This is a genomic window from Burkholderia sp. HAN2018 (genome assembly GCF_024704855.1).
GTDB classification, from domain to species: domain Bacteria; phylum Pseudomonadota; class Gammaproteobacteria; order Burkholderiales; family Burkholderiaceae; genus Burkholderia; species Burkholderia cepacia.
In genome coordinates this window covers 20,828-47,284 of the sequence record NZ_QOBB01000047.1, presented here as the reverse complement: position 1 = coordinate 47,284, position 26,457 = coordinate 20,828, and the positions used below count along the sequence as shown (strand labels likewise).

The window sequence follows — 26,457 nt, the reverse complement described above, 5'->3', positions numbered from 1 at the left end:
CGCGCGCCACCCCGCGCCCCGCCAGCGCGAATTTCCCCGCGTTCGCCGCGCCCGCCGCCGACCCGCCCTCGGCAGCCTTCACGAAGTACCGGTAGGCGGCAGCGTTGTCGGCCGGTTGCCCGTCGCCGTCCGCGCGCATCCCGCCGAGCTGGTTGGCCGACGCCGCGTCGCCGTCGCGCGCCGCCGACGCGAACCACGCGTATGCCGCCGCAGAGTTCCGCGGCAGCGCGACACCGTCGTAGTAGAGGTAGCCGAGTGCGCGCCTGGCCGGCGTCGAACCGTCGCTCGCCGCCGATTCGAGGATCGTCATCCCGCGTTTCAGGTCCGGTCGAGCCGCGTAGCCATGCAGCACCATCTGTCCGTAGAGCGCGCGGGCCGTCAGGTTGCCGGCCTCGGCTTCCTGCCGGCAAAGGCTGCGAATCTGCGCGGGTTTGTCCTTCAGCAGGAGGCTGTCGAACCCCGCGTTCAGCGTCACTACGCATGGCGTCGTGTCGTCGTGGACGGAAACGGACCCGGCGCGTTGCATTGCCGGCATCGCGGCAGGCAACCGCCCGGGCCGAGGCGCAGCGGCGCTGCCGAACCCGATGGTCAGCCCCGCCATCAGCCCTGCGGCTCCGACCGACCGTTTCAGCGCGGGCCCGACGCAGTTGAACCGCCGCACCGCCGGAACGCGCGGCCGAGGTTTGCCCACCGGCCTCATGGCTTCACGATCGTGACGTTCTTGATGATGACGTCGGTTCTGCCGGCCTCGTCATCGATCGTCTTGCTCAATTCGATCCCGTAGTCGGCCAGCCATGCGGAACGAACCCGAGACGTCGTCCCATCCTTGCGTACCTCGCTGCAGTCGAGATTGACGGCATTGCCGGTCAACGTCCCGAAGATCGTCGACGCCGGTTCGGTCTTGCCGATCTCGCATCGCCGGGTCAGTTGGCCGCGGCTCGACGGTTGGGGCAGAGCGAACTCGATGCGTTTGCCCTCGGCCAAAGGCGCGTTCGCCACCGCGATTGCCGACGCATCTTTCAGCATGCCGAGCCGCTGTGCATCGAAACGGCCTTGAACGCTCTGGCCCATGAGTTCCGCGATACCCGACGTCAACCCGAAGTAGGACCAGTCAGTCGCGCCGGAACCATCGCGCGTGGTCATCAATTCAGCGACCACGCCGTTATTGCGCCTATTGACGTAGGTGTCGACATACGGCCCTGCGGCCTTCGGCGTCGTCTTGTTCACCCATTCGCCGTCCACGATCAAGCGCGAATACGGCAGCGGCCGGCTACCGTCCGGCGGCAACTGGCTGCGAATCGCCTCCTGCAGGCGCCGCTCGTCGAACACTTCGTCCAGATACGCGTCCGGATCGGCCAGCACGGTCTCGCTCGCCGACTTGCCGCCGGAAATCATCTTGAAGAGTTCGTAGGTGATGCGTTGCTGTTCCGGCTCCGGAAGCTTGTCGATCATACCGACGGCAAACGCAATCGCCTCGCAGGACTTCGACGCGCCGGGCTTCGAAAGCGACGCCGGCAGCTCGATCGTATTCATGCGTGCGTCGACGTCGAGCAACTCGGCCACGGTGTAATGCTCATCCCCGGACGCCGTGCCATCGCGATTCAACAGGATGTCCATCATCTCCAGCACACCCTTGAGCGACTTCGACGGGAGCGTCTTCGCCAGCGCCGCCAGATCCTTGCCGCCGATGTCCGGCATCGCGCAGTTGTTCCGCGATCCGCGCGCCATATCCGCCGTCACCCGCAGGGCCTTCAGCCGCGCGGCCGGCGGCAGCATCGTGTCGACCAACCCGGGCGAGCTGCTGCGCAGTGTCGTCAATCGCGCGAGATAACCGGGTTCCTGCACGATTCGGGTGAACCACGCGATCAGGATCTGCCCGTTGTCCGAGTCTGGATCGACCCCGATCTGCGCAATATATGCGCGCGCACGTTCACTGATCTGTGCGGGCGTCAGGTTAATGACCGGATTCGCCGCTGGCGTGGAAACCGCCGGCTCCGCAGGCGCGCTCTGCACGCCCAATCCATATGCCGTTGCGGTCGCGATGGACAGCAACACCCCGAAAAGGCCTGTTTTTATTTTCATCTTGTCGTCATTCGATTGCGTTGATCGGCCGAGCGCGATTCCGCCCCGGACTTTCGCCTGAAATCCAGCGCGCGAACGTCCGGGACCGTACCGATGCGCCGGTCGCGCGCAGCTTCGCGTGTTGCGACCGCGTTGTCAATGGCGCGCGCGCTCGGCGACGCACCACCGCGGATCCGGTCCCGTTGCGATGCTGTCGTGTCGGGGTTGCCGCGCGAATGTTCGGGGAGAACCAGGCAAACGCTCGACGGCGCTCACGTTGCCGCGTCAGCTGTCTTTTATCTTTCGACGGAGTACGGTCGACGCTCATCCCCGCTTGCGCGCGTTCCCAGCCGAACGCACCGCTTCTCGATGCCGCACATGGCGGGCCTGTTCGACAGGCACGGATGATGGTTGCACAGACGAAACCGCGTGATTCTCAAGAATTGTCAAGGCTCAAGCTGACGCAGCGGTCTCGAAGGCAACGCACCTCTCCTGCCCGCCCCCAATGAAAAACGCGGGTGGCGAACCGCACCGGATGAACACCTCCATCCGGCACGACTCGCCACCCGCGTTGAAGACTTCCCGGTGCGCTGCTTACTTGCTGTAGTCGTACACGCCGCGCCCCGTCTTGCGCCCCAGGCGCCCGGCGGTCACCATCTCGCGCAGCAGCGGGCACGCCCGATACTTCGGGTCGCCGAAGTCCTTCACGAACACGTCCATCACCGCGAGGCACACGTCGAGGCCGACGAGGTCGGCCAGCGCGAGCGGCCCGATCGGGTGGTTCGCGCCGAGCTTCATCCCCGCGTCGATCTCCTCGGCCGACGCGATGCCTTCAGCCAGCACGAAAAACGCCTCGTTGATCATCGGCACGAGAATCCGGTTCACGACGAAGCCCGGCGAGTTACGCACGCCGATCGGCGACTTGTCGAAACGCTCGGTCAGCTCGCGCACCGCCGACGCGGTCGCTTCGCTCGTCTGCAGCCCGCGGATGATCTCGACGAGCGGCATCAGCGGCACCGGGTTGAAGAAGTGCATGCCGACGAAGCGCGCCGGATCGGCGAGCGGCGCCGCGAGCGCGGTGATCGAGATCGACGACGTGTTGGTCGCGATGATCGCGTCGGGCCGTGCGACGGCCTCGATCTGCTTCAGGATGCGACCCTTCAGCTCGACGTTCTCGGTCGCGGCTTCGATCACGATATCGACCGACGCGAGCTGCGCGTAGTCGGTCGACGTCGTGATGCGCGCCAGCGCCGCATCGCGTATGGCTGCGTCGAGCTTGCCCTTCGACACGAGCCGCTCGAGGCTGCCCTTCAGCGTCGCGACGCCCTTCTCGAGCGCGGCGTCGCTGACGTCGATCATCACGACGTTGAGTCCCGCAACGGCGGCGGTCTGCGCAATGCCGTTGCCCATGGTTCCGGCGCCCACGACGCCGACAATTTCGATGGCCATGTAGTTCCTGTGTGTTCGGGTGCTGAGCGGTCGATTATCAGATGTTCTCGAAGATGGCCGCAATCCCCTGGCCGCCACCGATACACATCGTCACGAGCGCGTAACGCCCGCCGATGCGCTTCAGTTCGTACAGCGCCTTGACCGTGATCAGCGCACCGGTCGCGCCGATCGGGTGACCGAGCGAGATGCCCGACCCGTTCGGGTTGACCTTCGCCGGATCGAGGCCGAGCTCCTGCGTGACCGCGCATGCCTGGGCGGCGAACGCCTCGTTCGCCTCGATCACGTCGAGATCGGTGATCTTCAGGCCCGCGCGTTCGAGCGCCTTCTGCGTGGCCGGCACGGGGCCGATGCCCATGTATGCCGGATCGACCCCCGCGTGCGCATACGCGACGAGCCGAGCGAGCGGCTTCACGCCCTGCGCGCGCGCGGCGTCCGCGCTCATCATCAGCACGGCCGCGGCCGCGTCGTTGATGCCCGACGCGTTGCCGGCCGTCACCGTGCCGTCTTCCTTCTTGAACACCGGGCGCAGCTTCGTGAAATCGTCCGCGCTCGCGTCGTGACGCACGTGTTCGTCGGTGTCGAACGCGACCTCGCCCTTCTTCGTGCGGATCGAGATCGGCAGGATCTGGTCCTTGAAGCGCCCTTCCGCGATCGCGCGCGCCGCGCGACGATGCGATTCGAGCGCCAGCGCGTCCTGCGCGTCGCGCGTGATGCCGTACTTCGCCGCGACGTTCTCGGCGGTCACGCCCATGTGGATCGTCTGGAACGGGTCGTGCAGTGCGCCGAGCATCATGTCGACGAGCTTGCCGTCACCCATGCGCTGGCCGAAACGCGCGGCCGGCACCGTGTACGGCGCGCGGCTCATGTTTTCCGAGCCGCCGCCGATCGCGACGTCGGCGTCGCCGAGCATGATCGTCTGCGCGGCCGACACGATCGCCTGCAGGCCCGAACCGCACAGGCGGTTCACGGTCAGCGCGGGCGTGTGCTGCGCGACGCCGCCGTCGATCGCCGCGACGCGCGCGATATACATGTCCTTCGGTTCGGTGTTCACGACGTGGCCGAACACGACATGCCCGACCGCATCGCCCGACACGTTCGCGCGCGACAGCACTTCGCGCACGACTTTCGCCCCGAGGTCGGTCGGCGAGAAATCCTTCAGGCTGCCGCCGAAATCACCGATCGCGGTACGGACACCGCTCACCACCACGACTTCTTTCGCTGCATTGCTCATCGTCTCACTCCGGTTCGTTCGCGCCCGCAGGCGCGGGGATACGTTGCGTTACATGTTCGGGTAATTCGGCCCGCCACCGCCTTCCGGCGTGACCCACACGATGTTCTGCGTCGGGTCCTTGATGTCGCAGGTCTTGCAGTGCACGCAGTTCTGCGCATTGATCACGAGGCGATCGCTGCCATCGTCGTTCTTCACGAACTCGTACACCGCCGCCGGGCAGAAACGGCCCTCCGGCCCCGCATACGTGCGCAGGTTCACGTTCACCGGCACGTTTGCATCCTTCAAGGTCAGGTGCGCCGGCTGGTTCTCTTCATGGTTCGTGTTCGAGATGAACACCGACGACAGCCGGTCGAACGTCAGCTTGCCGTCCGGCTTCGGGTACTCGATCGGCTCGCACTGCGACGCCGGCTTCAGCATCTCGTGATCCGCGTGCTTGTGATGCAGCGTCCACGGCACGTTGCCGCCCATCACCTTCTGCTCGAGCCCGACCATCAGCGTGCCGAGGTACAGGCCCTTGGCCATCCACTGCTTGAAGTTGCGCGCGCGGTACAGCTCCGTGTACAGCCACGACTGCTTGAACGCATCCGGATACGCGTTGAGTTCGTCCGACTGGCGGCCCGCCTGCACCGCGTCGAACGCGGCGTCGGCGGCCAGCATGCCGGTCTTGATCGCCGCGTGGCTGCCCTTGATCCGCGACGCGTTCAGGAAACCCGCGTCGTCGCCGATCAGCGCGCCGCCCGGGAACACCGTCTTCGGCAGCGACAGCAGGCCGCCCGCCGTGATCGCGCGCGCGCCGTACGACACGCGCTTGCCGCCTTCGAGGAACGCACGGATCGACGGGTGCGTCTTGTAGCGCTGGAATTCCTCGAACGGCGACAGGTACGGGTTCGTGTAGCCCAGGCCCACCACGAAGCCGACCACGACCTGGTTGTTGTCCATGTGATACAGGAACGAGCCGCCGTAGGTGTCGGACTTCAGCGGCCAGCCGGCCGTGTGGATCACGAGGCCCGGCTTGTGCTTGGCCGGATCGATTTCCCACAGCTCCTTGATGCCGATCCCGTACGCCTGCGGATCGGCGTTCGCGTCGAGCTTGAACTTCGCGATCAACTGGCGGCCGAGATGGCCACGGCAGCCTTCGGCGAACAGCGTGTACTTCGCGTGCAGCTCCATGCCGAGCTGGAAGTTCTCGGTCGGCTCGCCGTCCTTGCCAACGCCCATGTTGCCGGTCGCGACGCCTTTCACGGAGCCGTCGTCGTTATAGAGAATCTCCGCAGCCGGGAAGCCGGGGAAGATCTCGACGCCCAGCGCCTCGGCCTGCTGGCCCAGCCAGCGCGTGACGTTGCCCAGCGAAATCACGTAGTTGCCGTGGTTCTGGAAGTTGGCGGGCAGCGCCCAGTTCGGCGTGGTGACGGCGCTTTTCTCGGACAGGAACAGGAAGCGGTCTTCCGTCACCTCGACGTCGAGCGGCGCGCCGCGTTCCTTCCAGTCGGGGAACAGTTCGGTGATCGCGCGCGGGTCCATCACCGCGCCCGACAGGATGTGCGCGCCGATCTCGGAACCTTTCTCGAGCACGCACACGCCGATCTCGGTGCCTTTCTCGGCGGCCAGCTGCTTGAGCCGGATCGCCGCCGACAGCCCGGCGGGGCCGCCGCCGACGATCACGACGTCGTATTCCATCGATTCGCGCGGGCCGTACTGCGCGAGCAAGTCCTGTGTGGTCAAAATCCTGTCTCCTCCTGCGTCCCGACCGTCAGCCGGTCAGAACTGGTCTTCCGTCAACGCGAGCACGCCCTCGTTGCCCTTCGTGCCGACGATCGACGCTTCGAGCGCGCCTGCCTGCACCAGCACCTGCTCCGCATAGAGCTGCGCGATCGCGATCTTCGCGCCGAAGAACGCCGGGTCGCTCGCGCGGTTCGCCTGCGCGGCCACCAGCGCACGCGCCATCTGCCATCCGCACAGCACCACGCCCGCCAGCTTCAGGTACGGCACGCTGCCCGCGAACACCGCGTTCGGGTCCTGCTTCGCGTTCGCCAGCACGTAATCCACCACCGACGACAGCGCCTTCGCGCCCTTCTCCAGCCGCTCCTTCATCGATGCGGCCGCCGCACCGTCCAGCTTGCCCAGCGCCGCGACAGTCTCGCCGATTTCGGCGATCAGCGCCTTCGCCACCGCACCACCGTCGCGCAGCGTCTTGCGGCCCACCAGGTCGTTCGCCTGGATCGCCGTCGTGCCTTCGTAGATCGCCAGGATCCGCGCATCGCGGTAATACTGCGCCGCGCCGGTTTCCTCGATGAAACCCATCCCGCCGTGCACCTGCACGCCCAGGCTCGCCACGTCGTTCACCATCTCCGTGCTCCAGCCCTTCACGACCGGCACCAGATATTCGTAGATTGCCTGATGACGCGCCCGCGTCGCCTCGTCCGAATGGCGGTGGGCAATGTCGCTGTGCGCCGCGGCCACGTAGGCCAGCGAGCGTGCGCCTTCGGTCAGCGCGCGCATCGTGCCGAGCATCCGGCGCACGTCCGGGTGATGGATGATCGTCACCGACTGCTTGGCCGACCCGTCCACCGGGCGGCTCTGCACGCGCTCCTTCGCGAATTCCGCGGCCTTCTGGTACGCGCGGTCGGCCACGCCGATCCCCTGCATCCCGACGCCGAAGCGCGCCGCGTTCATCATGATGAACATGTATTCGAGGCCGCGGTTCTCTTCGCCGATCAGGTAGCCGATCGCGCCACCGTTATCGCCATATTGCAGCACCGCCGTCGGGCTCGCCTTGATCCCGAGCTTGTGCTCGATCGACACGCAGTGCACGTCGTTGCGTTCGCCCAGCGAGCCGTCCTCGTTCACCAGGAACTTCGGCACGATGAACAGCGAAATGCCCTTCACGCCTTCCGGCGCGTTCGGCGTGCGTGCCAGCACGAGGTGGACGATGTTGTCCGCCATGTCGTGCTCGCCCCACGTGATGAAAATCTTCGTGCCGAACACCTTGTACGTGCCGTCGCCTTGCGGTTCGGCGCGCGAACGCACCAGCGCAAGATCCGAGCCCGCCTGCGGCTCCGTCAGGTTCATCGTGCCGGTCCATTCGCCCGAGATCAGCTTCGGCACGTAGCGCTGCTTCTGCTCGTCGGTGCCGGCCGTCAGCAGCGCCTCGATCGCGCCGTCGGTCAGCAGCGGACACAGCGCGAACGACAGGTTCGCCGCGTTCAGCATCTCGATGCACGGCGTGGCGATCAGCTTCGGCAGCCCCTGGCCGTCGTATTCGGACGGGTGCTGCAGCCCCTGCCAGCCGCCTTCGACGAACTGGCGGAATGCTTCGCCGAAACCCGGCGTCGCGGTCACGACACCGTCCTTCCAGCTGCTCGGGTTGCGGTCGCCTTCGACGTTCAGCGGCGCCAGCACCTCGCCGCAGAATTTCGCGGACTCGTCGAGCACGGCCTGTGCCGTGTCGTAACCGGCGTCCTCGAAGCCCGGCAGTTGCGCAACGGTGTCGATGCCCGCGAGTTCCTTCAGCACGAACAGCATGTCCTTGACGGGGGCGTTATAGCTCATGGTCGATGTTCCAAATCAGGCGGTGAATGAGGCGCGCCACGGGGCCGATACGGCAAAACCGGCCAGCTCCGGGCGGCGAGGTGACCCATCCTAATGCCGTGCGAGCCGGTTTCCATTGTCATATTCGGCCCACCTGGTGACAAAATCGGCCACGGGATGTGGGGGCGGGGGCGGAAGGTTTGGGCGGGGTCGGGTTTGGGCGGGAATGGCGAGCTGGCGGCTGGTTGTTATGTCCCCAAACTTCCGGACAGTAACGCCGGAAGCGCGGAAAGGCTGTCGATCGCGTGCACGGGAGACGCGAACCGCCCGGAACCGGACCGAATGATCGCCCATGGGCCGCGCCGCAAGAACACTGGAACCATGCCGGCCAGCACGCCGGTTTCGCGCAGTCGTTTCAGGCACGGCACGACGTCGGGGTAGAGATCTTTCACGGTCACCGCATGAGTGCTTCCGGTCGCCTCGCGCTCCCGGCACGATGCGGCGAAGTCGACACCCGGCCGCACGAGATCGAACACGCGACGATGATGCTGACCACGCGCGATGACCGCGCCGAGCAACGCATGAAACACCCGTCGCGGCACCTCGAGATGGTCGGCCCACTCGTTCCAGTCTCGACTTTCATCGATCAGCGTTTCGCCGACGTCGAAGAACACGGCTTTTATCATCATCGGGTGGATCGGGTTCCGCAAAAACGGATCTTCAGGGTTTGGCGATGCCGGGATGGGTGGGCAATGACGGGAGTCGGCGCCAACAACGGCTCTTCGCCATCCGTTCCTGGATCATCGACAATCTCGAAGAAAAACCTTGGTGGTTAGCCGGATGCGAGCGATATCCTAGCACCTGGGCCTAGCGGTGCTGGCACAACCCGCAACGTAGTGCAAACCCCGACAAGCCAGTTGCGGTCGATAGTCTAGATTGTGACAGCATGGGTTCGTTGATCGAATTTCGGACGTTCCGCCTATTTCCTCGCTATGTCGACCTGAGACAGCTACGTGAACGAATCGACCTACCGCGCCATTTTCGGCTTTGTCGTGATCGCTTACGGCGCCGCGATATCCGCAATCATGGCATTTCGTCCAGAGCGAATATTGGCCTTCTATTGCAGATCAAGGGCTTGGAGATGGTGGTACAAGTTCTGCTACAACATGTCTGCAGAAGATATTGTGTCGGCCAAAATGGTACGGCGAACCAGAATCCAAGGGGCGACGGCGCTGGCGTTCTTCACTGCCATTATTTTTGCAGCTTTGTTTCAGCTCGGTTCTCACGGCTAGCTGCTGATCTTGGCGGGGATATATGACGCACGCCTTGTACGAATTGCTTAGTAACCTCGACGATCGCCACCTCTTTTATACATTGGGCCGGCATCGCCCAGACACCATTCTGATCTCGATAACCGTGCCAGGTGAGCGTATCGAGATCGACGTGTTCGACGACGGACATATGGAGATGTCCCGCTTTTCCGGAGATGAGAGCGTAATTGACGACCAACAAATGATTCTGAAGGCTATCGACGAGGCGTCCGAGTGAAAGGGGTTGGTCATGAGGCGCAACGCGCCCACTTCCCGTCGGCCGACGTTGCTGCGCGCGGCCGATATCAGGAATTGCATCTGTCTCTTATGGGTCGATTTCGGGTCACTGCGCTGGCCTACCGCAAGCAACTGCGGAAGGCAGCAGCCGGCCAAGGCGAGACGGTTGCCGAGACAGGTGGGACGTCCGTTTTGCGTCAGTAACCGCACATCGAGTTCCGGTCTTTTCGCGGTGGACATCGCTCATCCACGCGTTTGAGCTAAAGAACCGCCTCTGATTGTCGTAAACAAGGATCTATTGGGAAATTGATTTTTGGAACGACGTGAAACGGCAATTCTGGATTGGAATCGGATTAATTTGTGCAGCGCTTAGCGGATGTGCAACCCGGCAACTTGTGGCCACGCCCTTGGTTGAATCACGGGTCGGCGTGAAGAGCTATGCAGAGATGTCTTATCAGCCACTTGCACTGAACGAGGCAAGGACGATTGACTTCGACGCAGGCACCTCCCCGGTGGCTCGATTTCCAGACGGTCTTGGGGTCTATGCTCCGTTCTCCCTGGATCAACAGTCCAAGGCGACCACTTTGCGCGTCCGCACTTGGTTTTCGAGTACGTGGTTGCCACTGGCAACGGTGCTGAAGCCGTATGTCATGTTCCTCGATGCCGACAAGCGCGTTGTCAGCAACGTCGAGTCATTCGAGAGCACTGACGGATCGACCTTCGTGAAGGGCCACTACAGACAAACCTACTTCATCGTCCCTTCTGGCGCACGATTCTTTATCCTCTACTCGGCTGCGTCGGAATCCGATCGGATGATTCTCACAGCACAAACCGGCAAACGGTGGGCGATCCCCAATGCTTATAGCGGCACGGTAGAGGTAAAACACGAGGTTGCGCACCAATGAAAGTTAAAACATCAGCGGCGAAACTCGTGATTCGATTGGCGATGTTTGCAATCTCCTTGTCGGTGACAGGGTGTGTAACGACAAACTACATGCCACCGCCAGGCGTGCCGACTGCAAACGTTCGCTTCCGTGAAATCGGCGAAGGTACGTTCTACCTCTATCACCCCCCTCCTTTGCCAGGTTGCTACGTGCCGAGCGATCCACTGGGCGGCGAACCCATTGGCGTGGCGGGTATTCCTTTCAAAGACGACCACACGATCATTCTCTTTTCGACACATCGACAGCAGCCGCGGCTGGGAATGCCGATCGCCGATAAATATATCGACCAAAGTTACTTCGAACTCAGGATGCAAGCGGATCACTTGCTGACGCTGCGCGTTTCCGTTCCGGGACTAGACCAATACGATAACGCCTTTCGCTTCACCCCCAAATCCGGGGAAAATTATGAGGTAACGGTCCGGCCGGGAACGCCGCTGAAGGTCGATGTGTATCACATCGACAGCCACGACGGACACTACTCCGTCGAGCGTGTTGAGGACCTCGAAATCATTCGGCGATGTTCTTGAACATGGCGATGCAATCGGCCGTTGACGAGTGAGCTTGGGTCATTCGGTCTGGCACGGGGAATGTACACTTCGGGTGGGCTGCCGCCGGCCGAGCCCGGCAATTTCGGCCGTTCGGCCTGGAGGTCAGAATCGTTGACAATCGAGGGCCGCCGCCGCTGCGCCTCGTCATGCTTGATTAACGAAAAATATATGAACCAACGTTTGCTGATCCAGTGCGCTGTACTTTTCCTGTTTCTCGTCTTCGGAAAGCCAACATGTGCGGCGCCCCTTGCTGAAAGCAATCAAATTGTGATCGCCGTGGACTATGGCAGCCTCGATTTGACGCGACTACACCAGCTGGAAGACGAGCTGGAATCGGTAGCGAGGGAGACGAAGTTGGGCGAGCTGGATGGTGATGAAGTGACAGTCGATGGTGGCAAGGCGTCCATCTATATGACGAGCGTCCACACGGATAAACTAATCGACGCTATCCGTCCGGTGCTAAAGACATACGATTTCTCGCGTGACGCTCACATTCGTGTGGGGCGCTAAGCGTGCGGCGCGACGAAAAATGAAATATCCGCATTTGAGCAAGCCGAAGGTCACTTCAGGGTCGATCTGCGCCGGTAATGCGTCACGGAGCGGCGGCAGGCCGCGTTCGGCCAGTTTCTGTCACTCGACAGTGCTGCTGGATTTGGAGACAATCTGATCCGAGCTGCTCGTTTAGGCCACGTAGATCCGCGATGAGTCTCAATGAAAGATTAGTCGAAATAGCCCGGCAGTCATCTTGGTGTATGTCGGCTCTCTCGGCGTCACGTGCAATGGGCCTGAAATCCTGGTGCATTGGCGCAGGGGCCATTCGCAATTTGGTCTGGGACTCGCTCCACGGATATGCGACTCCGACATGCCTAGCCGACGTCGATTTAGCCTACTTCGACCCGTCCGATTTGTCGTCGATTCGCGATGCCGAAATCCAGCACAGCCTCACGGCGCAATATCCTGAATATCCTTGGGAGGTCACCAATCAGGCCGCCGTGCACACATGGTTCGAAGCAGCTTTTGGTCATCCGGTTTCGCCGTTTGTATCGTTGGAACACGCTGTCGCGTCGTGGCCTGAGTTCGCGACATCGGTCGGACTAACGCTACTAGAAGACGACTCGATTAACGTCATTGCACCGTATGGGCTTGACGATCTTTTTGCAATGGTGGTTCGGCGCAACCCGGCGCGTGTAAACGTCTACACCTATCGAAAGCGAATTGAACAGAAGCAATATCAAAAACGTTGGCCTGGCGTAATAATCGTGCCAAGCTGACCGGTGCACGGATTGATCAACCTCTGTGGAACAGTGGGACTGCCATGATTGTGTCGCGATATGCTTCTTGCATAGTCGGGTGGCCCTCCACAAAGAGACGCGCGAAGCTACATCGACGGCGACGAACCTAAGCAGACACCCACCATGTTCTGCCGGCAACATCAAATGGAGCGAGCGTGATAAAAGCGATTTTCTTTGATTACGACGGAGTTCTCACGACAGATAAGACTGGTTCACTCACGACCAACAAATATCTAAGCCATGCTTCTGGCGTAGATTACGAACTGATCCAGAAAGCTTTCTCATACTACAACGCCGACTTGATCCTCGGGAGAACGACACATAAGGCTATCTGGTCTTATGTATGCAAGTTAATTGAGCATGAGCTCGATTTCTCACTACTCGAACAGGCATTCCTGAGCACGCCCACGAACGATGCCATGTTTGCTTTGGCGCGTGACCTCAGAAAGCGCTATGCCGTTGGGATCATCACGGACAATAAAAAAGACAGGCTCGATTGCCTGAGAAAATCTCAACAACTCGATGAATTGTTCGATCCAGTAATCGTGTCGGCCGAGCATGGTGTGGGAAAACAGAGCCCAACGATCTTTGAGAGAGCATTGCGTGAACTACATATCGGCCCAGAGGAAGCCGTTTTCGTGGACAACACGCCTGCGAATCTGGTCGTGGCGCAGCAGCTTGGAATGCACACTTATCTGCACGACGATGAACTGAACGATGTCGGAAGATTGACCGCAACGTTAGCCGGACGATACCGAGTGCTGTTGGATTAATTGAAGGTTGAACGAATCATTGCGCCGCGAGGCGAGTGAAACGACCGCTTCGGAGGGAAGCGAGCGTCCGTTGAGGGTCGGCTACGGCCGACCGCGTCGGGCGGCAGTCGGCCACGAGCGGCCGGTCGTCAAAACGTGATGTCGGACACTCGAGCGTTGTGTTGACACGTGACAGCGGACAGTCCGCCAACGATCCACTCCTATGGAAAGTAGGGAAGAGCCATCGCTGGCCGATGCGCTTCCGCGAACGCTAGAACGTATAAGCGATGTCGAGATGTGTCACGAGCGGATTCACCCTGATGCGCATCTTGGTCACGATATCGACGCCAGTCGCTGTCGTGGCATTCGTCGTCAACGTGGTCGACAACGGGATATAGGACAGGGACGCGTTGATCGACCAATGCTTGCTGAGCGCATAGTTTGCACCGAGCTCGAACGTCGGGTTCCACGAAGAACTCAACGACGCGCGGGTCGAACAGCCCGGCCCGCAAGTCGCGTTGAGGAACGCCGTATTAACGATGCGTGTGTCCGAGTACCACGTGTAGTTGACACCCAGTCCGACGAATGGCCTGAACTTGGCGTCGGTCGCCAAGAAGTGATATCTGACTTCAAGTACGGGCGCCAGCGGTTTCGTTTTGCCGATCACCCCGAACGAGGCCAATGAGCCGTTGCCGATCAGGTCGGTCGTAAACGGCGTGCCGGCCAGGAACGCGACACCGATATGATCGGTAACGAAGTACTCCGCCATCAAGCTCGCGGCGTCCGATGCACCGGCGTGAGCTCCGGTCCCGGTTTGCCGCTGATTCATCGGTGCACCGGCGACACTTTCGACGACGATGGGGTCCGCATTCCCCTGCGGCATGACATGCAACCAGCCGATCCCCAGTTGCATGCTGCCGCTCGACTGCGCGTTCGCGTGGCCGGCAATCGACGCCGCACACACAAGCGTCACCGCGACAAGCATTCTGAATGTTTTCCTGAATTCCATCCTGTCTCCTTCCGTTGTTGAATCGACCTGCTTCGCGGGACGTCCTTCTCGGATCTCCACCGCCTGTGGTCTATGGCTTTATTGATACTTCAAACGACTCAGGCGATACACTTTCGCCTTGCACTCCTCCTTCATTCAATTTGAACTACTAAATTAGTGACTGCTGGAGAAACGAAATCGCAACCATGGTCTTCCCGCCCTGATCCTTTGGGGCGACACCGCCCACATCTGCGATGCGGCAATGTCGCAATTCAATCAGTTGTTGCGAGCGCGCTCGACGTTGGCTTTATCGGCTCCGCTCAAGTTCGGCAGGTCCGCCATCCGCTTGTAGATCCAATGGCGACTGCCCTGTTGCCTGGATCGTGAATGCGAACGGGAAGCGTCCCAGCACCGCAATTGCCTGCTCCTCGAGCGCCGGATCCGCAAGTGCGACATGCGCTGATACACCACGCGATGCATCGGTTTCGACAGTGACGCGGGCATGGGTCATGCCGGCTTCGTTGAGTGCGGCGCGAAGCGCGTCGGCCGTCTCGCGCCGCTTCAATTCCGGCTTGAAGATCTTGCCGACGGCAGTCAGTGGCATCGCATCGACGATCCGGATTTGCCTCGGCAACGCGGCACGCTCGCCGATCTCGCTACGCACGAATTCCGCGAGGTCGTGTTCGGTTGCACGCGCGCCCGCCTTGAGCTGCACGTAGGCCACCGGCAACTCGCCGGCATGCGCATCAGGCCGCCCGATCGCCGCCGCGATCTGAACCGCCGGATGGCGATGCAGCGGCTCCTCGATCGTCGCCGGATCGATGTTGTGGCCGCCCCGAATGATCAGATCCTTCTTGCGGCCGGTGAGGCGGAAATAGCCGTCCCCGTCGCAACACCCGAGGTCGCCCGTGTTCAGCCAGCGGCGACCGTCGCCCAGCTCCAGCCAGAGATCCTTGTTCTGTTCGGGCTGTACATAGCCGGCAAAGACGTTCGGGCCCGCGATCACGAGCAGGCCAACTTCGTCCGCAACGCAGTCGCGGACATAAAGGCCGTCGTCGTCGACGACGATCGCCTTCATCACCTGACCTGGGACGCGCAACCCGATCGATCCGAGACGGCGCTCCCCGAGCGGCGGGTTGACGCTGCTGACGCATGCCCCCTCGGTCAGTCCGTAGCCTTCGAGAATCCGGATCCCGGTCCGCTCCTGGAACGTGCGGAACACTTCGATCGGCATCGGAGCCGCGCCGCACAGCCCGTATTCGAGCGAACCGACGTTCCTGTCGCCGATCGGGACGTCGAGAAGCGACGCATAGAGCGTCGGCACGCCGCTGAAGAAGTTGATGCGATGGTGTTCGACCAGCTCCCAGAAGCGCTTGACGACGCCGTCGCCGCGATAGCCCTGCGGCGTGCCCAGGACGACGTGGGCGCCGCGCGAGAACGGCACGAGCCCAGTCGCCAGCACGGCATTGACATGGAACAGCGGCAGTCCACAGAAGATCGTCTTGCCGGGCCCAATGCCAGCGCCAAAGAACTGGCCGACGCTCCACGCATTCGCGACTTCGTTGCCGTGGCGGCGCATCGCGATCTTCGGCAAGCCGGTCGTGCCGCCGGTGCAGAAGTACGACGAGTGATCCTCGGGATCGAAGCGGCGGCGGCTGTCGAGCGCCGTCCCCGACTCGCTCGCGAACGACCGGCCGAAGTCGTGGATTCCGATTCGTCTCGGCACCGCACTCCGGACGCCGCCTGGGCCGTGCAACCTCGCGCATTCCCGGAGCTGCAGCAGCCGCGCCACGAATCGCTTGGGCGCCCGCACGCGATCGGCCAGATTCACGAGTACCAAATGCCGGAGCGTGCCGACCCGCTCGAGCACCGGCTGCACCTTCGGCCACAGATCGGTGCCGGGAAACGGCGCCAGCGTCACCAGTACCTCCACCTGCGCCGCATTCAGCAATTCGGCAATTGCGGCCGACTCCAGCAGCGGATTGATTGCGCAAACGATGCCCGCAGCCTCGCCGCCCCAGATCACGAAATGCGTTTCGGGCAGATTCGGCAGGATATAGGCGACCACCGTGTCTCGACGCACGCCAAGACGGGTAAAGAAGTTCGCGGTGCGCGTGATGTCGCGAACCAGTTCGCGATAGGTCCAGCGCGCAGCGTTGCGATGATCGTCGGCACGCAGGAAGAACGACAGCGCGGGTGCGGACGGATCGATTGCGGCACCGCGGCAGATCATCTCGTACGTGCTGGCCGGCAAATCCGCCGGCGGGCCGCTCGCCTCGATCGCGATGACGTCCGCTTGATTGGCGATTCCGTTCATGCGACTTCATCCACGACGCAATTGCGTTGCACGCCGAGATCGATCAGCCCGTCCGCGCTGGCGATGCGCGCTTCGACAATGTCGCCGGTCCGCAGATATTGGCTCCTGCCCGCCTGGATCTTCATGAACATGCGCCATTTGGCGGCCTCGGGCAGCAACGCCGCGATGCGCTGTTTCGCCTGCGACGGAACGCTCAGCGCGCAGCCGGACGGCGTGCCGGTCGCAATCAGGTCACCGACATGCAGGTCGTGCACGCCCGACAGTTCAGTCAGCGTCTCGGCGGGCCCGTAGACGAGATTGGCCGTCGTATCCTTCTGCCGGACCTGTCCATTGACTGTCAGCGTCAGGTCCAGCCTGCGCAGCTTCGCGATGTCGCGCGCCTCCAGCATGCACAGGTACGGGCCGACCGGTCCGAACGTCCGGTAGCTCTTGCCCTTGTAGAACTGCATCTGCGGGATCTGCACGTCGCGGGCCGAGTAGTCGTTCACGATGACGATGCCAGCGAGGTACTCGTGCAGATTCGCATTGGTAATCGACTGGCGGGCGGTAATGTCGCGCTTCATCACCAGCCCCAGTTCGATCTCGTAATCGAGAAAGCGCACCTGCCGTGGCCGGATGACGTGCGAATCGGCGGGCACGACGCAGCTCGTCGCTTTCGTGAAAATCATGTTGAACGTCTTCGCGTCCGGGTCCATGCCGGATTCAATCATGTGCTGCCGGTAGTTAGCGCCCTGACACACGAATTGCTGATTGCGGGTGACAGGCGACAGCCACGCCACCTCCGATTCCGGGATCGTCGGCCCGGACAGGGCGGCCAATTCCTCGATCCGGTTCGCGCGCACGAAGTCGGCCGTCGTTTCGAACTCACCCGGAATCGGCGTGATCGCGCCCTGTCGGATCACGCCCCACCGGGCGCGGCCTTGATGCTGGTAATGCAGAATGTGCAATGACATGAATGTGCCTCGAATATCTGGACGAATCGGCGCCGCGTCACGCGAACAGCTTGGCGAGCGTTTTCAGCTTGCCGACCGTCACGTCGGGACTCCACCGGAGACTGCGGACGAGCGCGGCCACGCTGGCCAGCGTGAATTTGGGTTTCGTGAAGCTGCGCGGCATGGCCTGCCCCCACTGGGACATCGCTTCGCGGCTGACCGCATGGACCCCCATCGGCACCTCGGCCGTGAACAGGTCGCCGTCGCAGTAATGCTCGTGCTTGTCGCCCGACGGATCCTGCCAGTAGTCGAAGATCTGGCTGCCGAGGATGTGCCGCCCGATGCCCCATGCATGCGTCCAGCCCTGGTCGCGCAATACGCGCTGGCCCATGCCGACCGCATCGGCGTCCACGACCTCGTAGGCGCTATGACTGTAGAGCGGCGCGAAACCCTGCGCCAGCGCGAGCGTGTGATGGTCCGCCGGTGTCGCACCGAGATCGAGCCGCATGAACGTCACCGCGGGCGAACCGTCGGGCAGCAGCTGCACGTCGCTCGGAATGAACCCGAAATGCTGCGTGTACCACGCGCAGGTTTGCTGGAAATCCGCCAGCTCCAGCACCACGTGCCCGAGCTTGATAACCTCCGGTGGCCCCGACGGCGGGCGCTGCGTGTCGTTGATGCGGACGGCGGCGTCTGCCGTATTGAGCGGCAGAGGCGGCCGGTGCGGCAACGTCGCGGCCGGCGCTTGTCCGAACACGGCATCGACGCGGAACCCGGACGGATCGACGAGACGCACCCGGTGGCCGCCGCCCGGCCAGTCCGATGCTTCGACTTCCGAAGCACCGGGCACGCGCGCCAGCGCACGCAGGTCTTCGATGCGATTCACGCGCAGGCCGAAGCCGACGAAGCGGGCTTTGGGCGCTCTTCGGACGACATAGCAGAATGGCGTCGGCCCGGTGCCGCGCAGGAACATCCGGTCGTCGTCGCGCGAAACGGTACGAAGTCCAAAGTCATTCAGGAACTCCTCGGCCTTGACGAGATCCGGGCGATCGAAGATCAGGTACGCCAGCGCGGACGCTTTGGTCGTGGGGCGCGGATGGCGAGCCGGTTGCGGTGTGGTCAGTTGCATGACGTAAGCCTCAGACGAAAAATTGAGCAGGTTCGGTGACGGGCGGCATTGCGTCGATCGGCGTTCCGAGCAGAGCCAGGCTCTCGGAAACCAGGCGATTCGCTTCGCTCGCCGGCCCGTCGTGGACGATCACCCGGTCGGGCCGGACCATGGCGGCCCAGCCGAACGGCACGGCGCGCGGCAGGAACACGCCCTCAAGGTCCTCCCAGCTACTGCTCGGCGCGAGATGCAGCCGCTGCCCGCGATGCGAGATCTGGATGACCGTTCCGCCGGCGGCGGCAAACGCCGCGGCCGTCTCATCATTGAGCGCCGCGGCTGCGTCGCGACCGAACCCTATCAACGTGAGGCCCGAGCCCTGTACATCGTCGCTCAGGCAGGTCCGACCGTCGGCGCCACGCACCCAGCCCTGTGGCAAGACCGCGCCACGCACCAATCGGGACTTCGTGCAGCCTGCGACGAAGAGCCCGCGCCGGCAGACGTTCCTGGGCTTGATCTCCAGTTCTTCCAAATAAGCGCGCCACTTCGGCACGAGCCGCATTGCGCACATCAGGCCGTGCGTGAAGAACGCCACTCCAGCGTTGCGCGGCATCACCAGCTTCCCCATGAGTTTCGCGAAGCGAATCATCGCCTTCACATGGGGCCGCCGTTCCTGGTCGTACGTGGCGAGAATTTGCGGCGCTGCGTGCCCGTGTATGACCGACGCGAGTTTCCAGCACAGATTGGCGGTATCGCGCAGCCCCGCGACAAGCCCCTGCCCGACAAACGGCGGCGTAATATGCGCCGCGTCGCCGGCCAGGAACACGCGCCCCTGGCTGAACGCATTCACCGTCCTCGCGTGAAAGCGGTAAACCGCTTTGCGTTCGATGACCATGTCGTCGACATTGCCCCACGGCGCGAGCAGTTCGCGGATGCGCGCGTCGGACTCCATCTCTTCACGCGTCTCGCCAGGACGCAGCATGAATTCCCAACGCTCGCGCGCGCCCGGCGCTGTCATGTGCGGAATCGGCCGCCGGTGATCGCAAATGAATTCGACGTGATCGATCGGGCGCGGCACGTTGCGAGCGTCCACGATGAGCCAGTCCTCGGCGAAGGTCTTGCCCTTGAATGCCTGCCCGATCAATTGACGGACGAGCGAGCTCGCGCCGTCGGCGCCGACCAGGTAACGGGCCCGGACGATGCGTGTATGCCCCTGCCCAAGGTCCAGCGTCGCCTCGATTGACTCCTGCCCTAACGCGATGCCGTGCAACGAGACGCCGAGCGCCACTCGCGCGCAGTCGTACTGCTGCAGACGGCGACGCAGGCACCGCTCGAGGTCCGGTTGATAGAACGTCACGAGCTTCGGATGTCCGTCGATGCTGCCCAGCGTGTTGGCCTTGCCGAACTCTCCCAGCAGCGGCGAACGCATCCGCACGCAAGGGATCGCCACGGTCTCCAATTCGTGCTCCGTCACGCCTATGAGTTGCAGGATGCGCAACGCTTCGTTATCGAGGGCGATGGCCCGGGGGGCCATGTAGATGTCGGTCGCCTTGTCGATGACGAGCACGTTCACGCCGTAGCGCGCGAGCAGATTGGCTGCCGCGGCGCCGACCGGCCCGAAGCCGACGACCAGCACGTCGACGCTCAAAGGCAGGCCTTCGACGACTTCCCGACCGGGACCGCACTCACTGCCGGGCCGGGCATCCATCCGCGTATTTGTCTCCACAAGCACTCCATTCATCGATTCGTCCGGCTCGGCTCGGCCGATATCTGACATTCAACTCATAACTGAGTATTTTGTCAATTATGATGTTTGAGTCTATACTCGGGTTCCGCTGCACAACCGAAATGCCATGCCGAATTCACCGACGCCCCGAGCGGGCAAGCACCCCGAGGCCATCCCTGACGCCGCCGCCCTGGAGCGCGAACCGCGCGGCGCCCGTCGCAAACGCGAAACACGCGCTCGGTTGCTCGAGGCCGCACTCAGGCTGATGGCGGAAAAAGGGGCGGAAGGTGTGGCGATCAACGAGATCACCGAGGCAGCGGATGTCGGCTTCGGTTCGTTCTACAACCACTTCGAATCGAAGGACGCGATCTACGCGGCGCTCGTGGACTGGGTGTTCGAGGATTTCGCCGATACGCTCGACAGGTGCGCCGCAGACTTGTCGGATCCCGCCGAAGTCATTTCGGTGTCGGTCCGGCACACGTTGCTGCGCGCGCGACGCGAGCCGGTGTGGGGACAATTCCTGATCCGGGAAGGTTTATCCGCGCGCGCGCTGAGCCACGGGCTCGGTCAGAGGCTCCTGCGGGACGTGCAGAAAGGAGCCGCCGCCGGACGGTTCGGCGTCGCGGATCCGCTGATGTCAGTCCTTTCGGTAGGCGGCACGGTCCTCGCCGCGATTGCTGCGGACTTGCAGTTCGCCACGCCGGCCAGCCCGATGGCGCAGGGGTTTGCGGCACTCGGATTCGGCAACGAAGACTTTCCGGAACGCGCTGCAACTGTGCTGCTGCAAGCACTCGGGCTCGCACGCGCCGAGGCTGAGGAGATCGCTCACCGGCCGTTGCTGGCCGTCTCAATACACGCAAATGCCCCGTAAAACGAAACACGCCCGACCGAACTACGCAGTGGCGAAGGATTTGCGTCTGTAATCCCGCCTAAGGCAGCCACCTCTTTGAGGAGTTGCAACCGGCTGGATTGGGTCGATTTCCGTCGGTTGCTTTCGATTGTGAGGGCATGTATCGGGCCGTGCGAGCGTACCTGGACAACCAAGCGGCGTAAAAACAACGGGGCCGGTGGCCCTGCCTCTCAAACAATGCACCGGCCTGCGTATCGGTTTCTACGCAACAGCCAGTTTCGCGCGCTCCGCAACGAAACTCAGCCGATCGAAGTTCATGTTTGCGCCGGACGTGATCGCGATGAGCGTTTCGTTCTCGATCCCTTCGCACTCGGCGTACAGCTTTGCCCCTGCGACGGCCAGGGCACCGGCCGGTTCGAGCACGCTCCGCGTATCCTGGAACACATCCCTCATCGCCGCGCACAGGCCATCGGTATCGACCGTCACCACGTCGTCGAGGTGTTCGCGGCATAACCGGAAAGTCTCTTGTCCAACCAGTTTGACCGCCGTACCGTCCGAGAACAAACCGACCTCCACCAGTTCGACGCGTTCACCCGCACGGAGCGACTGCGCCATCGCGCATGAATCCTCCGTCTGCACGCCGATCACCTTGATGCCCGGTCGCACGGCTTTCACGTAGGTCGCCACGCCGGACGCCAGGCTGCCGCCGCCGATCGGCACGAAGATCGCATGGATCGGCTTTTGATGCTGGCGCAAGATTTCCATCGCCACCGTGCCTTGGCCGGCGATCACGTCGGGGTCGTCGAACGGATGCACGAACGTCAGGTTCCGCTCCTTCTGCAACGTGAGCGCGTGCGCGTAGGCGTCGCTGTACGACTCCCCGGCCTGAATGACCTTGACACGCGAACCACCATGCCTGCGCACGGCATCCACCTTGACCTGGGGCGTCGTGAGCGGCACCACGATCACAGCGTGCACGCCCATGCGAGCCGCGCAGAACGCAACGCCCTGTGCGTGGTTGCCGGCCGACGCGGTGATGACACCGCAAGCCAGCGCATCAGCTGGCATCTGCGCCATCTTGTTGTACGCACCACGCAACTTGAACGAGAACACCGGCTGCTTGTCCTCGCGCTTCAGATGGATCGCGTTGCGACACCGAACCGACAGGTTGTGCGCGAAATCCAGATCGGTTTCGATCGCGACGTCGTAGACCCGCGCGGTCAGGATTTTTTTGAGGTAATCGAACGGCGCCGAAGGATGGGCGGGGCTCTGTACGTGCGCGTCGAATGGGTTTCGGTGCATGAACACGATGATTTCCTTTCCAGGTCAGGGTGGGCAAGCCTAGAAGCGGAAATGAAAAACCCGCCTCGGCGGCGGGTTTTCGTTATCGAGCAAGTACGCGCTAACCCACCATTCGGAGAATGGTGCGAATAATCAGCGCGATGGCGATGGCTCGATGTTCCATGGACACAAGGATTGACGATTATGGGAATGCTGTCAACCAGCGGCGCCTACGCTGAAAGCCAGTCGCATCACGTCGGGCGGCGGCGCGTCCGGCGGTGTGCGTTTTCTTCGGTGCCGCTTGCGCATCCTGTCGTGGGGCAGTTTCAACGTGTGAGGTCACGCGCCCGGCGGCTTTGGGTGAAGCGAACGCCTTGGCCGGGCTGGCCGGTTTCAAGGCAGCAACCACGCGTGCCTGCACATCACGCTCACCCACCAGGCTGGACACGTGCTGGCGCGGGTGCTCAATCGCGGCGGGTGGCGGTCGGCCCGGAATGGCCATCGAGGCGATACCAGACCGCCCAGCTGAGTTGGGTCGGTATGCGCTGGTCACCAGAGGCAGTTGCCGGCCACTAGCAGCCGTCCGGCGAGCTATGCGTCCCCACATCTGAGCGTCCGGCTTCTCTCATTTAACGGTCGCCCGACCCACGAAATTCGTCGTCGGTCAATGCCATAGGCCGTAGCCTTTCGAGCGGTGACGGCGTGTCTACGCACCTATTTTTTGTGCATCCGCCTCTTGGTCAATTTCGCTGCTGTCGATGGGTGTCGCGAAAGCCTCTACTTGTCGCATACGGTTCTTATTAATCAGAAGGCGAGTGACATCGGGGCGAGAATAGTGGCCTGCGGGATCCGCCGCGTTCTTGGCCACCACAATCGCAGCAAGGTCGATGTCCGCGTACAGGATGCCTTCACTGTCCTCTCGCAGCTTCGGAACCAGAGCGCTTCCGTCGGGCCCGTATATGACAGCGTGACCGCCACCCACGTGGTTTAAGTCATGTTTCTCGGGGGAGTCGCACAACTCGTCGATCATCGCTTTGGACACAACGGCACAGGGAGCCAGTACGAAACACGACCCTTCCACCGCATAGATTCTGCTGGCCGCATTATTAACCTCCCATCCGAGCGCCGGGGCGAAAGGCTCATAGTTAGAAAAGCTTGGCCACGCGGCGACGTGCACCTGCTCATTCTGCGCATACATCGCGTACTTGGATAGCGGCTGCAAATGCTCCCAACAGCACAATGCGCCGATCCTTCCCAGATCTTCAACCCGATGCACCGCCAGATCGGAGCCATCACCATCGCCGAATACGGCCCGTTCGACGTGCGTCGGACGCAACTTGCGGCGTGCAGCGATGGTCCTGCCGTCGGCGCCGATGATCCACTGCCCCATGTAAAGGCTGCCGCCACTTCGTTCAGAAATGCCGACGACCGCAGTGATCCCGGCCTGCTGGACAGCGGCGCTAAGTCTTGAGGCCTCCGGACTGTCGTAGTCCAGCGAGTTGTCAAAGTACCGCTGCACAAAGCCGCGGCGTACCTGCCACGCGGGTGCGCCCATCCAGATATGCCATGGATAGCCAGGCAACCAGGTCTCCGGGAAGGCGATGAGCCTGGCGCCATTGGCGGCGGCCTCATTGATCAATTCAACCGTCTTGTCGATGCTGGCGTCAAGATTGAGCCAGACGGGAGCTGCCTGAACAACGGCGACTTTGTATTTCGGATGAACAAGAGGCATGACAATCCACTCCTGAAAGATGGCGAAGCCGAACAGATCTGAATGCAGGCGGCGACTACGGGCTAAGGACGAGCCATGCCTTAGTCAACAAACTCAGCAAGCTTGCGCTCAGAGCAGGCACATCCGATGGTCTGCATCCCATATTTGCGTCCAGGCTTCAGATTCCGCAATGAAAGAGCATGTCGGCGCACCTCTTTCGCGGGCAGCGGACCGCCGTGACCCATGTGAAAACGCTGCATGCCAGCGTCGACCATGCCCATCAATTCAACACTGACAGCCCGCGGATCATCCTCGAACGGGGGCCGTGTGGCGTGGCCCGTGCGGATCAGTCCCCCAAGAAGTACACCGGAGGCGACGAGGTCGCCGACGAGCGCGTCGCCACTGCCCAGTTCAACCGATACGGAGCCAGCCGTGTGGCCGGGCGTGTGCCTGGCCACGCCGTCGATTCCATAGCGGCTTAGATCAAAACTGGCATTGTCTTGCAGCAGAATGTCCGGCGTGAAGGGAAGGTACGCCTCGCCGGGCACGCCCGATCGCAAAAAGAGCCGTCCCCACCAATGGGCGACGCAGTATGTCATCTCCTTGCGCCGCTCGTAGTAGTCCAGATCTCCGGCATGCGCGAGGATCGGTGCGCCCGTCAGTTCACGCAGTCGCGCAGCCGAGCCGGCATGATCCGTATGCGCATGTGTGACCACGATCAAGCTGACGTCACGAAAACCGCGGCCGTGCTTCGCCAAAGCCCGCTCAATCTTGCCCTCTGAGCCCGGCGTGCCCGTGTCCACGAGAACACAGGCCTCATCACCGATGATCAGGTGGCAGTGGACCATGCCGAACGGCAGGATGGGAATCGCAATAATGGAGGGTGTCTTCATGATGTGTGTCCCTGTCGGTTGTTCATGGCGTCATTCCCCAGAACTGCTCAGTTCAATCCGAGCGGATTAGAGATCCGCAGTCTCCACCCGCCGTCGCGGCCCTTTTCCATAACCTGCGTAGCGGTGCCGCGTTGCTCCTGTTCGTGGCCGTCCGCTAGCGTCACGCTCAGGGACCAGTCAAGCAGGACGAGTGCTATGTCGCCGCTCGTTATCACACGACGTATTTCGTTGTGAATACGCGGGCGTAGCTCCAGCAACTGGGCCAGACAGTTGCGCAACCCTGCAGGGTTCTCCTGTATCGTCTCGCCGCCCGTCATTCGCATTGTGGCTTTACTGCTAAACAGGCCGAGCAGGGCGTCAAGATCGCCAGCGTTCAGCGCCGCATCGAAAGCGGCCGGGACCTGCTCGGGCGCGCTGTACACAGCGGACTTGTCTTCGACCGCTGTGACGAATCGCGCAATGAGTTGCGCCACTTCGGCCGGTGCCTCTAACGGCGACAGGTGTCCAATTCCGGGGAGAATGTGCATCCGCGCATGCGGGATACGAGGCATCAATTCCGTCTGCAGCGTTGCGACACGATCCACCTGATCAAGCTCACCGGAAATGACAACGGTCGGCGCGTCGATTGACGCCGCCGCGGCGGTGATGTCTTCGCGCATGGCTATGTTGGGCCAGGCCGCCTTCGCCTGCGGTGCGCCCCTCAGGCTGTCCTCGATGACTCGCTCCCGACAGGCAGCGTCAAGCGATTTTGCGGTGAGCACGTGATCGATAACGAATTCGACCGACTCACGTGACTGATACGCGCCGGCCAACGTCGCACGTTGCTCCTCGGAAAGGTGCATCGGCGACGGGGGCGACGGCGCGACGAGTACTAGACCCTCAAGCCCACCTGGCCGACGCGACGCGATGAGCTGAGCAACCTTGCCACCCATCGAATGGCCGACCAGAACGTAGCGCTGCAGACCCAACTCTTCGATGACACCTTCGGCGTCGGCGGCAAGATCGGCAATCCGGTAGCCATCAGCGGGCGCTTCGGAATATCCCCAGCCGCGGTGATCGATGGCAACTATCCGATAACGATCGGCTAGTTCACTTGCTACGCCGTCCCATGTACGCGACGAGCCGCCGTAGTAGTGCAGGAATACAAGCGCCAACTCGCCTCCCCCGCGCTGCGCGACATGAATCTGCGTACCGTTCGAACTGATCTTCATTTACGCGCCCTTTCCTTTAGGTCATGGCTGAATGGTAGATTCAAGTCGTCAATTCGATAATTGCCGGAACGGTTCATTCAGTCGATAATGC

22 protein-coding genes and 2 pseudogenes are annotated in these 26,457 nt (G+C 62.4%); 8 read left to right on the top strand and 16 right to left on the bottom strand.

All coding sequences use genetic code 11. The annotated features are described in order from the left end of the window. The 7 genes and pseudogenes from DPV74_RS15040 to DPV74_RS15010 all read right to left on the bottom strand — a co-directional run. Nucleotides 1-526 (bottom strand): annotated as a pseudogene (locus DPV74_RS15040) (SEL1-like repeat protein); the annotation flags it as partial. Nucleotides 527-696: 170 nt separating this feature from the next. Then, entirely contained in the window at nucleotides 697-2,082 is a 1,386-nt protein-coding gene (locus DPV74_RS15035) for a hypothetical protein (RefSeq protein WP_063803102.1), read from the bottom strand. Between the two features lie 573 nt (nucleotides 2,083-2,655). Continuing rightward, the gene (locus DPV74_RS15030) at nucleotides 2,656-3,510 is read right to left on the bottom strand and encodes a 3-hydroxybutyryl-CoA dehydrogenase (RefSeq protein ID WP_091921545.1); all 855 of its coding nucleotides are present in this window, start codon (nucleotides 3,508-3,510) and stop codon (nucleotides 2,656-2,658) included. 37 nt (nucleotides 3,511-3,547) lie between these two features. Continuing rightward, entirely contained in the window at nucleotides 3,548-4,741 is a 1,194-nt protein-coding gene (gene bktB, locus DPV74_RS15025; protein WP_059494025.1) for a beta-ketothiolase BktB, read from the bottom strand. A 48-nt stretch (nucleotides 4,742-4,789) separates the two neighbouring features. Next, nucleotides 4,790-6,418 (bottom strand): electron transfer flavoprotein-ubiquinone oxidoreductase, encoded by a 1,629-nt coding sequence (locus DPV74_RS15020; protein ID WP_091921537.1) that lies wholly within the window; start codon nucleotides 6,416-6,418, stop codon nucleotides 4,790-4,792. A gap of 81 nt (nucleotides 6,419-6,499) precedes the next feature. Further along, nucleotides 6,500-8,290: an acyl-CoA dehydrogenase gene (locus DPV74_RS15015; protein WP_119337474.1), complete on the bottom strand. Its 1,791-nt coding sequence runs from the start codon at nucleotides 8,288-8,290 to the stop codon at nucleotides 6,500-6,502. A gap of 227 nt (nucleotides 8,291-8,517) precedes the next feature. Next, nucleotides 8,518-8,943 carry a hypothetical protein gene (locus DPV74_RS15010; RefSeq protein ID WP_134319478.1) on the bottom strand — a complete coding sequence of 142 codons (426 nt, stop codon included), beginning with the start codon at nucleotides 8,941-8,943 and terminating at the stop codon, nucleotides 8,518-8,520. A gap of 339 nt (nucleotides 8,944-9,282) precedes the next feature. Between DPV74_RS15010 and DPV74_RS15005 the strand changes: the two genes are divergently transcribed. From DPV74_RS15005 to DPV74_RS14975, 7 genes are all read left to right on the top strand, one after another. Beyond that, nucleotides 9,283-9,561, top strand: a complete 279-nt coding sequence (locus tag DPV74_RS15005) for a hypothetical protein (RefSeq protein ID WP_162923042.1) — start codon at nucleotides 9,283-9,285, stop codon at nucleotides 9,559-9,561. Between the two features lie 22 nt (nucleotides 9,562-9,583). After that, the gene (locus DPV74_RS15000; RefSeq protein WP_059585612.1) at nucleotides 9,584-9,817 is read left to right on the top strand and encodes a hypothetical protein; all 234 of its coding nucleotides are present in this window, start codon (nucleotides 9,584-9,586) and stop codon (nucleotides 9,815-9,817) included. Nucleotides 9,818-10,139: 322 nt separating this feature from the next. Continuing rightward, the gene (locus tag DPV74_RS14995; protein WP_134319480.1) at nucleotides 10,140-10,721 is read left to right on the top strand and encodes a hypothetical protein; all 582 of its coding nucleotides are present in this window, start codon (nucleotides 10,140-10,142) and stop codon (nucleotides 10,719-10,721) included. Beyond that, on the top strand, nucleotides 10,718-11,287 hold the full coding sequence (locus DPV74_RS14990; RefSeq protein WP_134319481.1) for a hypothetical protein: 570 nt from the start codon (nucleotides 10,718-10,720) through the stop codon (nucleotides 11,285-11,287). Before DPV74_RS14995 ends, DPV74_RS14990 begins: the two co-directional genes overlap by 4 nt. 189 nt (nucleotides 11,288-11,476) lie before the next feature. Next, nucleotides 11,477-11,818, top strand: coding sequence for a hypothetical protein (locus DPV74_RS14985; RefSeq protein ID WP_091926160.1), 342 nt, complete (start codon nucleotides 11,477-11,479; stop codon nucleotides 11,816-11,818). A 191-nt stretch (nucleotides 11,819-12,009) separates the two neighbouring features. Continuing rightward, nucleotides 12,010-12,579 (top strand): nucleotidyltransferase family protein, encoded by a 570-nt coding sequence (locus tag DPV74_RS14980; protein ID WP_081066056.1) that lies wholly within the window; start codon nucleotides 12,010-12,012, stop codon nucleotides 12,577-12,579. Between the two features lie 176 nt (nucleotides 12,580-12,755). Continuing rightward, on the top strand, nucleotides 12,756-13,373 hold the full coding sequence (locus DPV74_RS14975) for an HAD-IA family hydrolase (RefSeq protein WP_059693523.1): 618 nt from the start codon (nucleotides 12,756-12,758) through the stop codon (nucleotides 13,371-13,373). A gap of 250 nt (nucleotides 13,374-13,623) precedes the next feature. Here the strand turns inward: DPV74_RS14975 and DPV74_RS14970 are convergent, their stop codons facing one another. The 5 genes from DPV74_RS14970 to DPV74_RS14950 form a co-directional block, all read right to left on the bottom strand. After that, a complete protein-coding gene (locus DPV74_RS14970) occupies nucleotides 13,624-14,361 on the bottom strand; it encodes an OmpW family protein (protein WP_091926153.1) in 738 nt (245 codons plus the stop codon). 286 nt (nucleotides 14,362-14,647) lie between these two features. Further along, the gene (locus tag DPV74_RS14965; protein WP_091926150.1) at nucleotides 14,648-16,657 is read right to left on the bottom strand and encodes an acyl-CoA synthetase; all 2,010 of its coding nucleotides are present in this window, start codon (nucleotides 16,655-16,657) and stop codon (nucleotides 14,648-14,650) included. Continuing rightward, nucleotides 16,654-17,610, bottom strand: coding sequence for a fumarylacetoacetate hydrolase family protein (locus DPV74_RS14960; protein WP_091926148.1), 957 nt, complete (start codon nucleotides 17,608-17,610; stop codon nucleotides 16,654-16,656). The genes DPV74_RS14965 and DPV74_RS14960 overlap by 4 nt, the downstream gene beginning before the upstream one ends. Before the next feature lie 37 nt (nucleotides 17,611-17,647). Further along, complete coding sequence (locus tag DPV74_RS14955; RefSeq protein WP_091926145.1) at nucleotides 17,648-18,718, bottom strand: VOC family protein; 1,071 nt, start codon at nucleotides 18,716-18,718, stop codon at nucleotides 17,648-17,650. 10 nt (nucleotides 18,719-18,728) lie between these two features. Continuing rightward, nucleotides 18,729-20,402, bottom strand: a complete 1,674-nt coding sequence (locus DPV74_RS14950) for a bifunctional 3-(3-hydroxy-phenyl)propionate/3-hydroxycinnamic acid hydroxylase (protein WP_091926144.1) — start codon at nucleotides 20,400-20,402, stop codon at nucleotides 18,729-18,731. Between the two features lie 145 nt (nucleotides 20,403-20,547). Between DPV74_RS14950 and DPV74_RS14945 the strand changes: the two genes are divergently transcribed. Next, on the top strand, nucleotides 20,548-21,291 hold the full coding sequence (locus DPV74_RS14945; RefSeq protein WP_059520440.1) for a TetR/AcrR family transcriptional regulator: 744 nt from the start codon (nucleotides 20,548-20,550) through the stop codon (nucleotides 21,289-21,291). Between the two features lie 243 nt (nucleotides 21,292-21,534). On the opposite strand, the pseudogene ilvA reads toward DPV74_RS14945, so the two are convergent. The 4 genes and pseudogenes from ilvA to DPV74_RS14925 all read right to left on the bottom strand — a co-directional run. Then, nucleotides 21,535-22,572 (bottom strand): annotated as a pseudogene (gene ilvA / locus DPV74_RS14940) (threonine ammonia-lyase, biosynthetic); the annotation flags it as partial. Nucleotides 22,573-23,257: 685 nt separating this feature from the next. Then, entirely contained in the window at nucleotides 23,258-24,283 is a 1,026-nt protein-coding gene (locus DPV74_RS14935) for a carbon-nitrogen hydrolase family protein (protein ID WP_091923070.1), read from the bottom strand. A gap of 80 nt (nucleotides 24,284-24,363) precedes the next feature. Next, nucleotides 24,364-25,155 (bottom strand): MBL fold metallo-hydrolase, encoded by a 792-nt coding sequence (locus tag DPV74_RS14930; protein ID WP_059475362.1) that lies wholly within the window; start codon nucleotides 25,153-25,155, stop codon nucleotides 24,364-24,366. Between the two features lie 47 nt (nucleotides 25,156-25,202). Next, entirely contained in the window at nucleotides 25,203-26,366 is a 1,164-nt protein-coding gene (locus tag DPV74_RS14925; protein ID WP_119337472.1) for an alpha/beta fold hydrolase, read from the bottom strand. Nucleotides 26,367-26,457 lie beyond the last annotated feature (91 nt).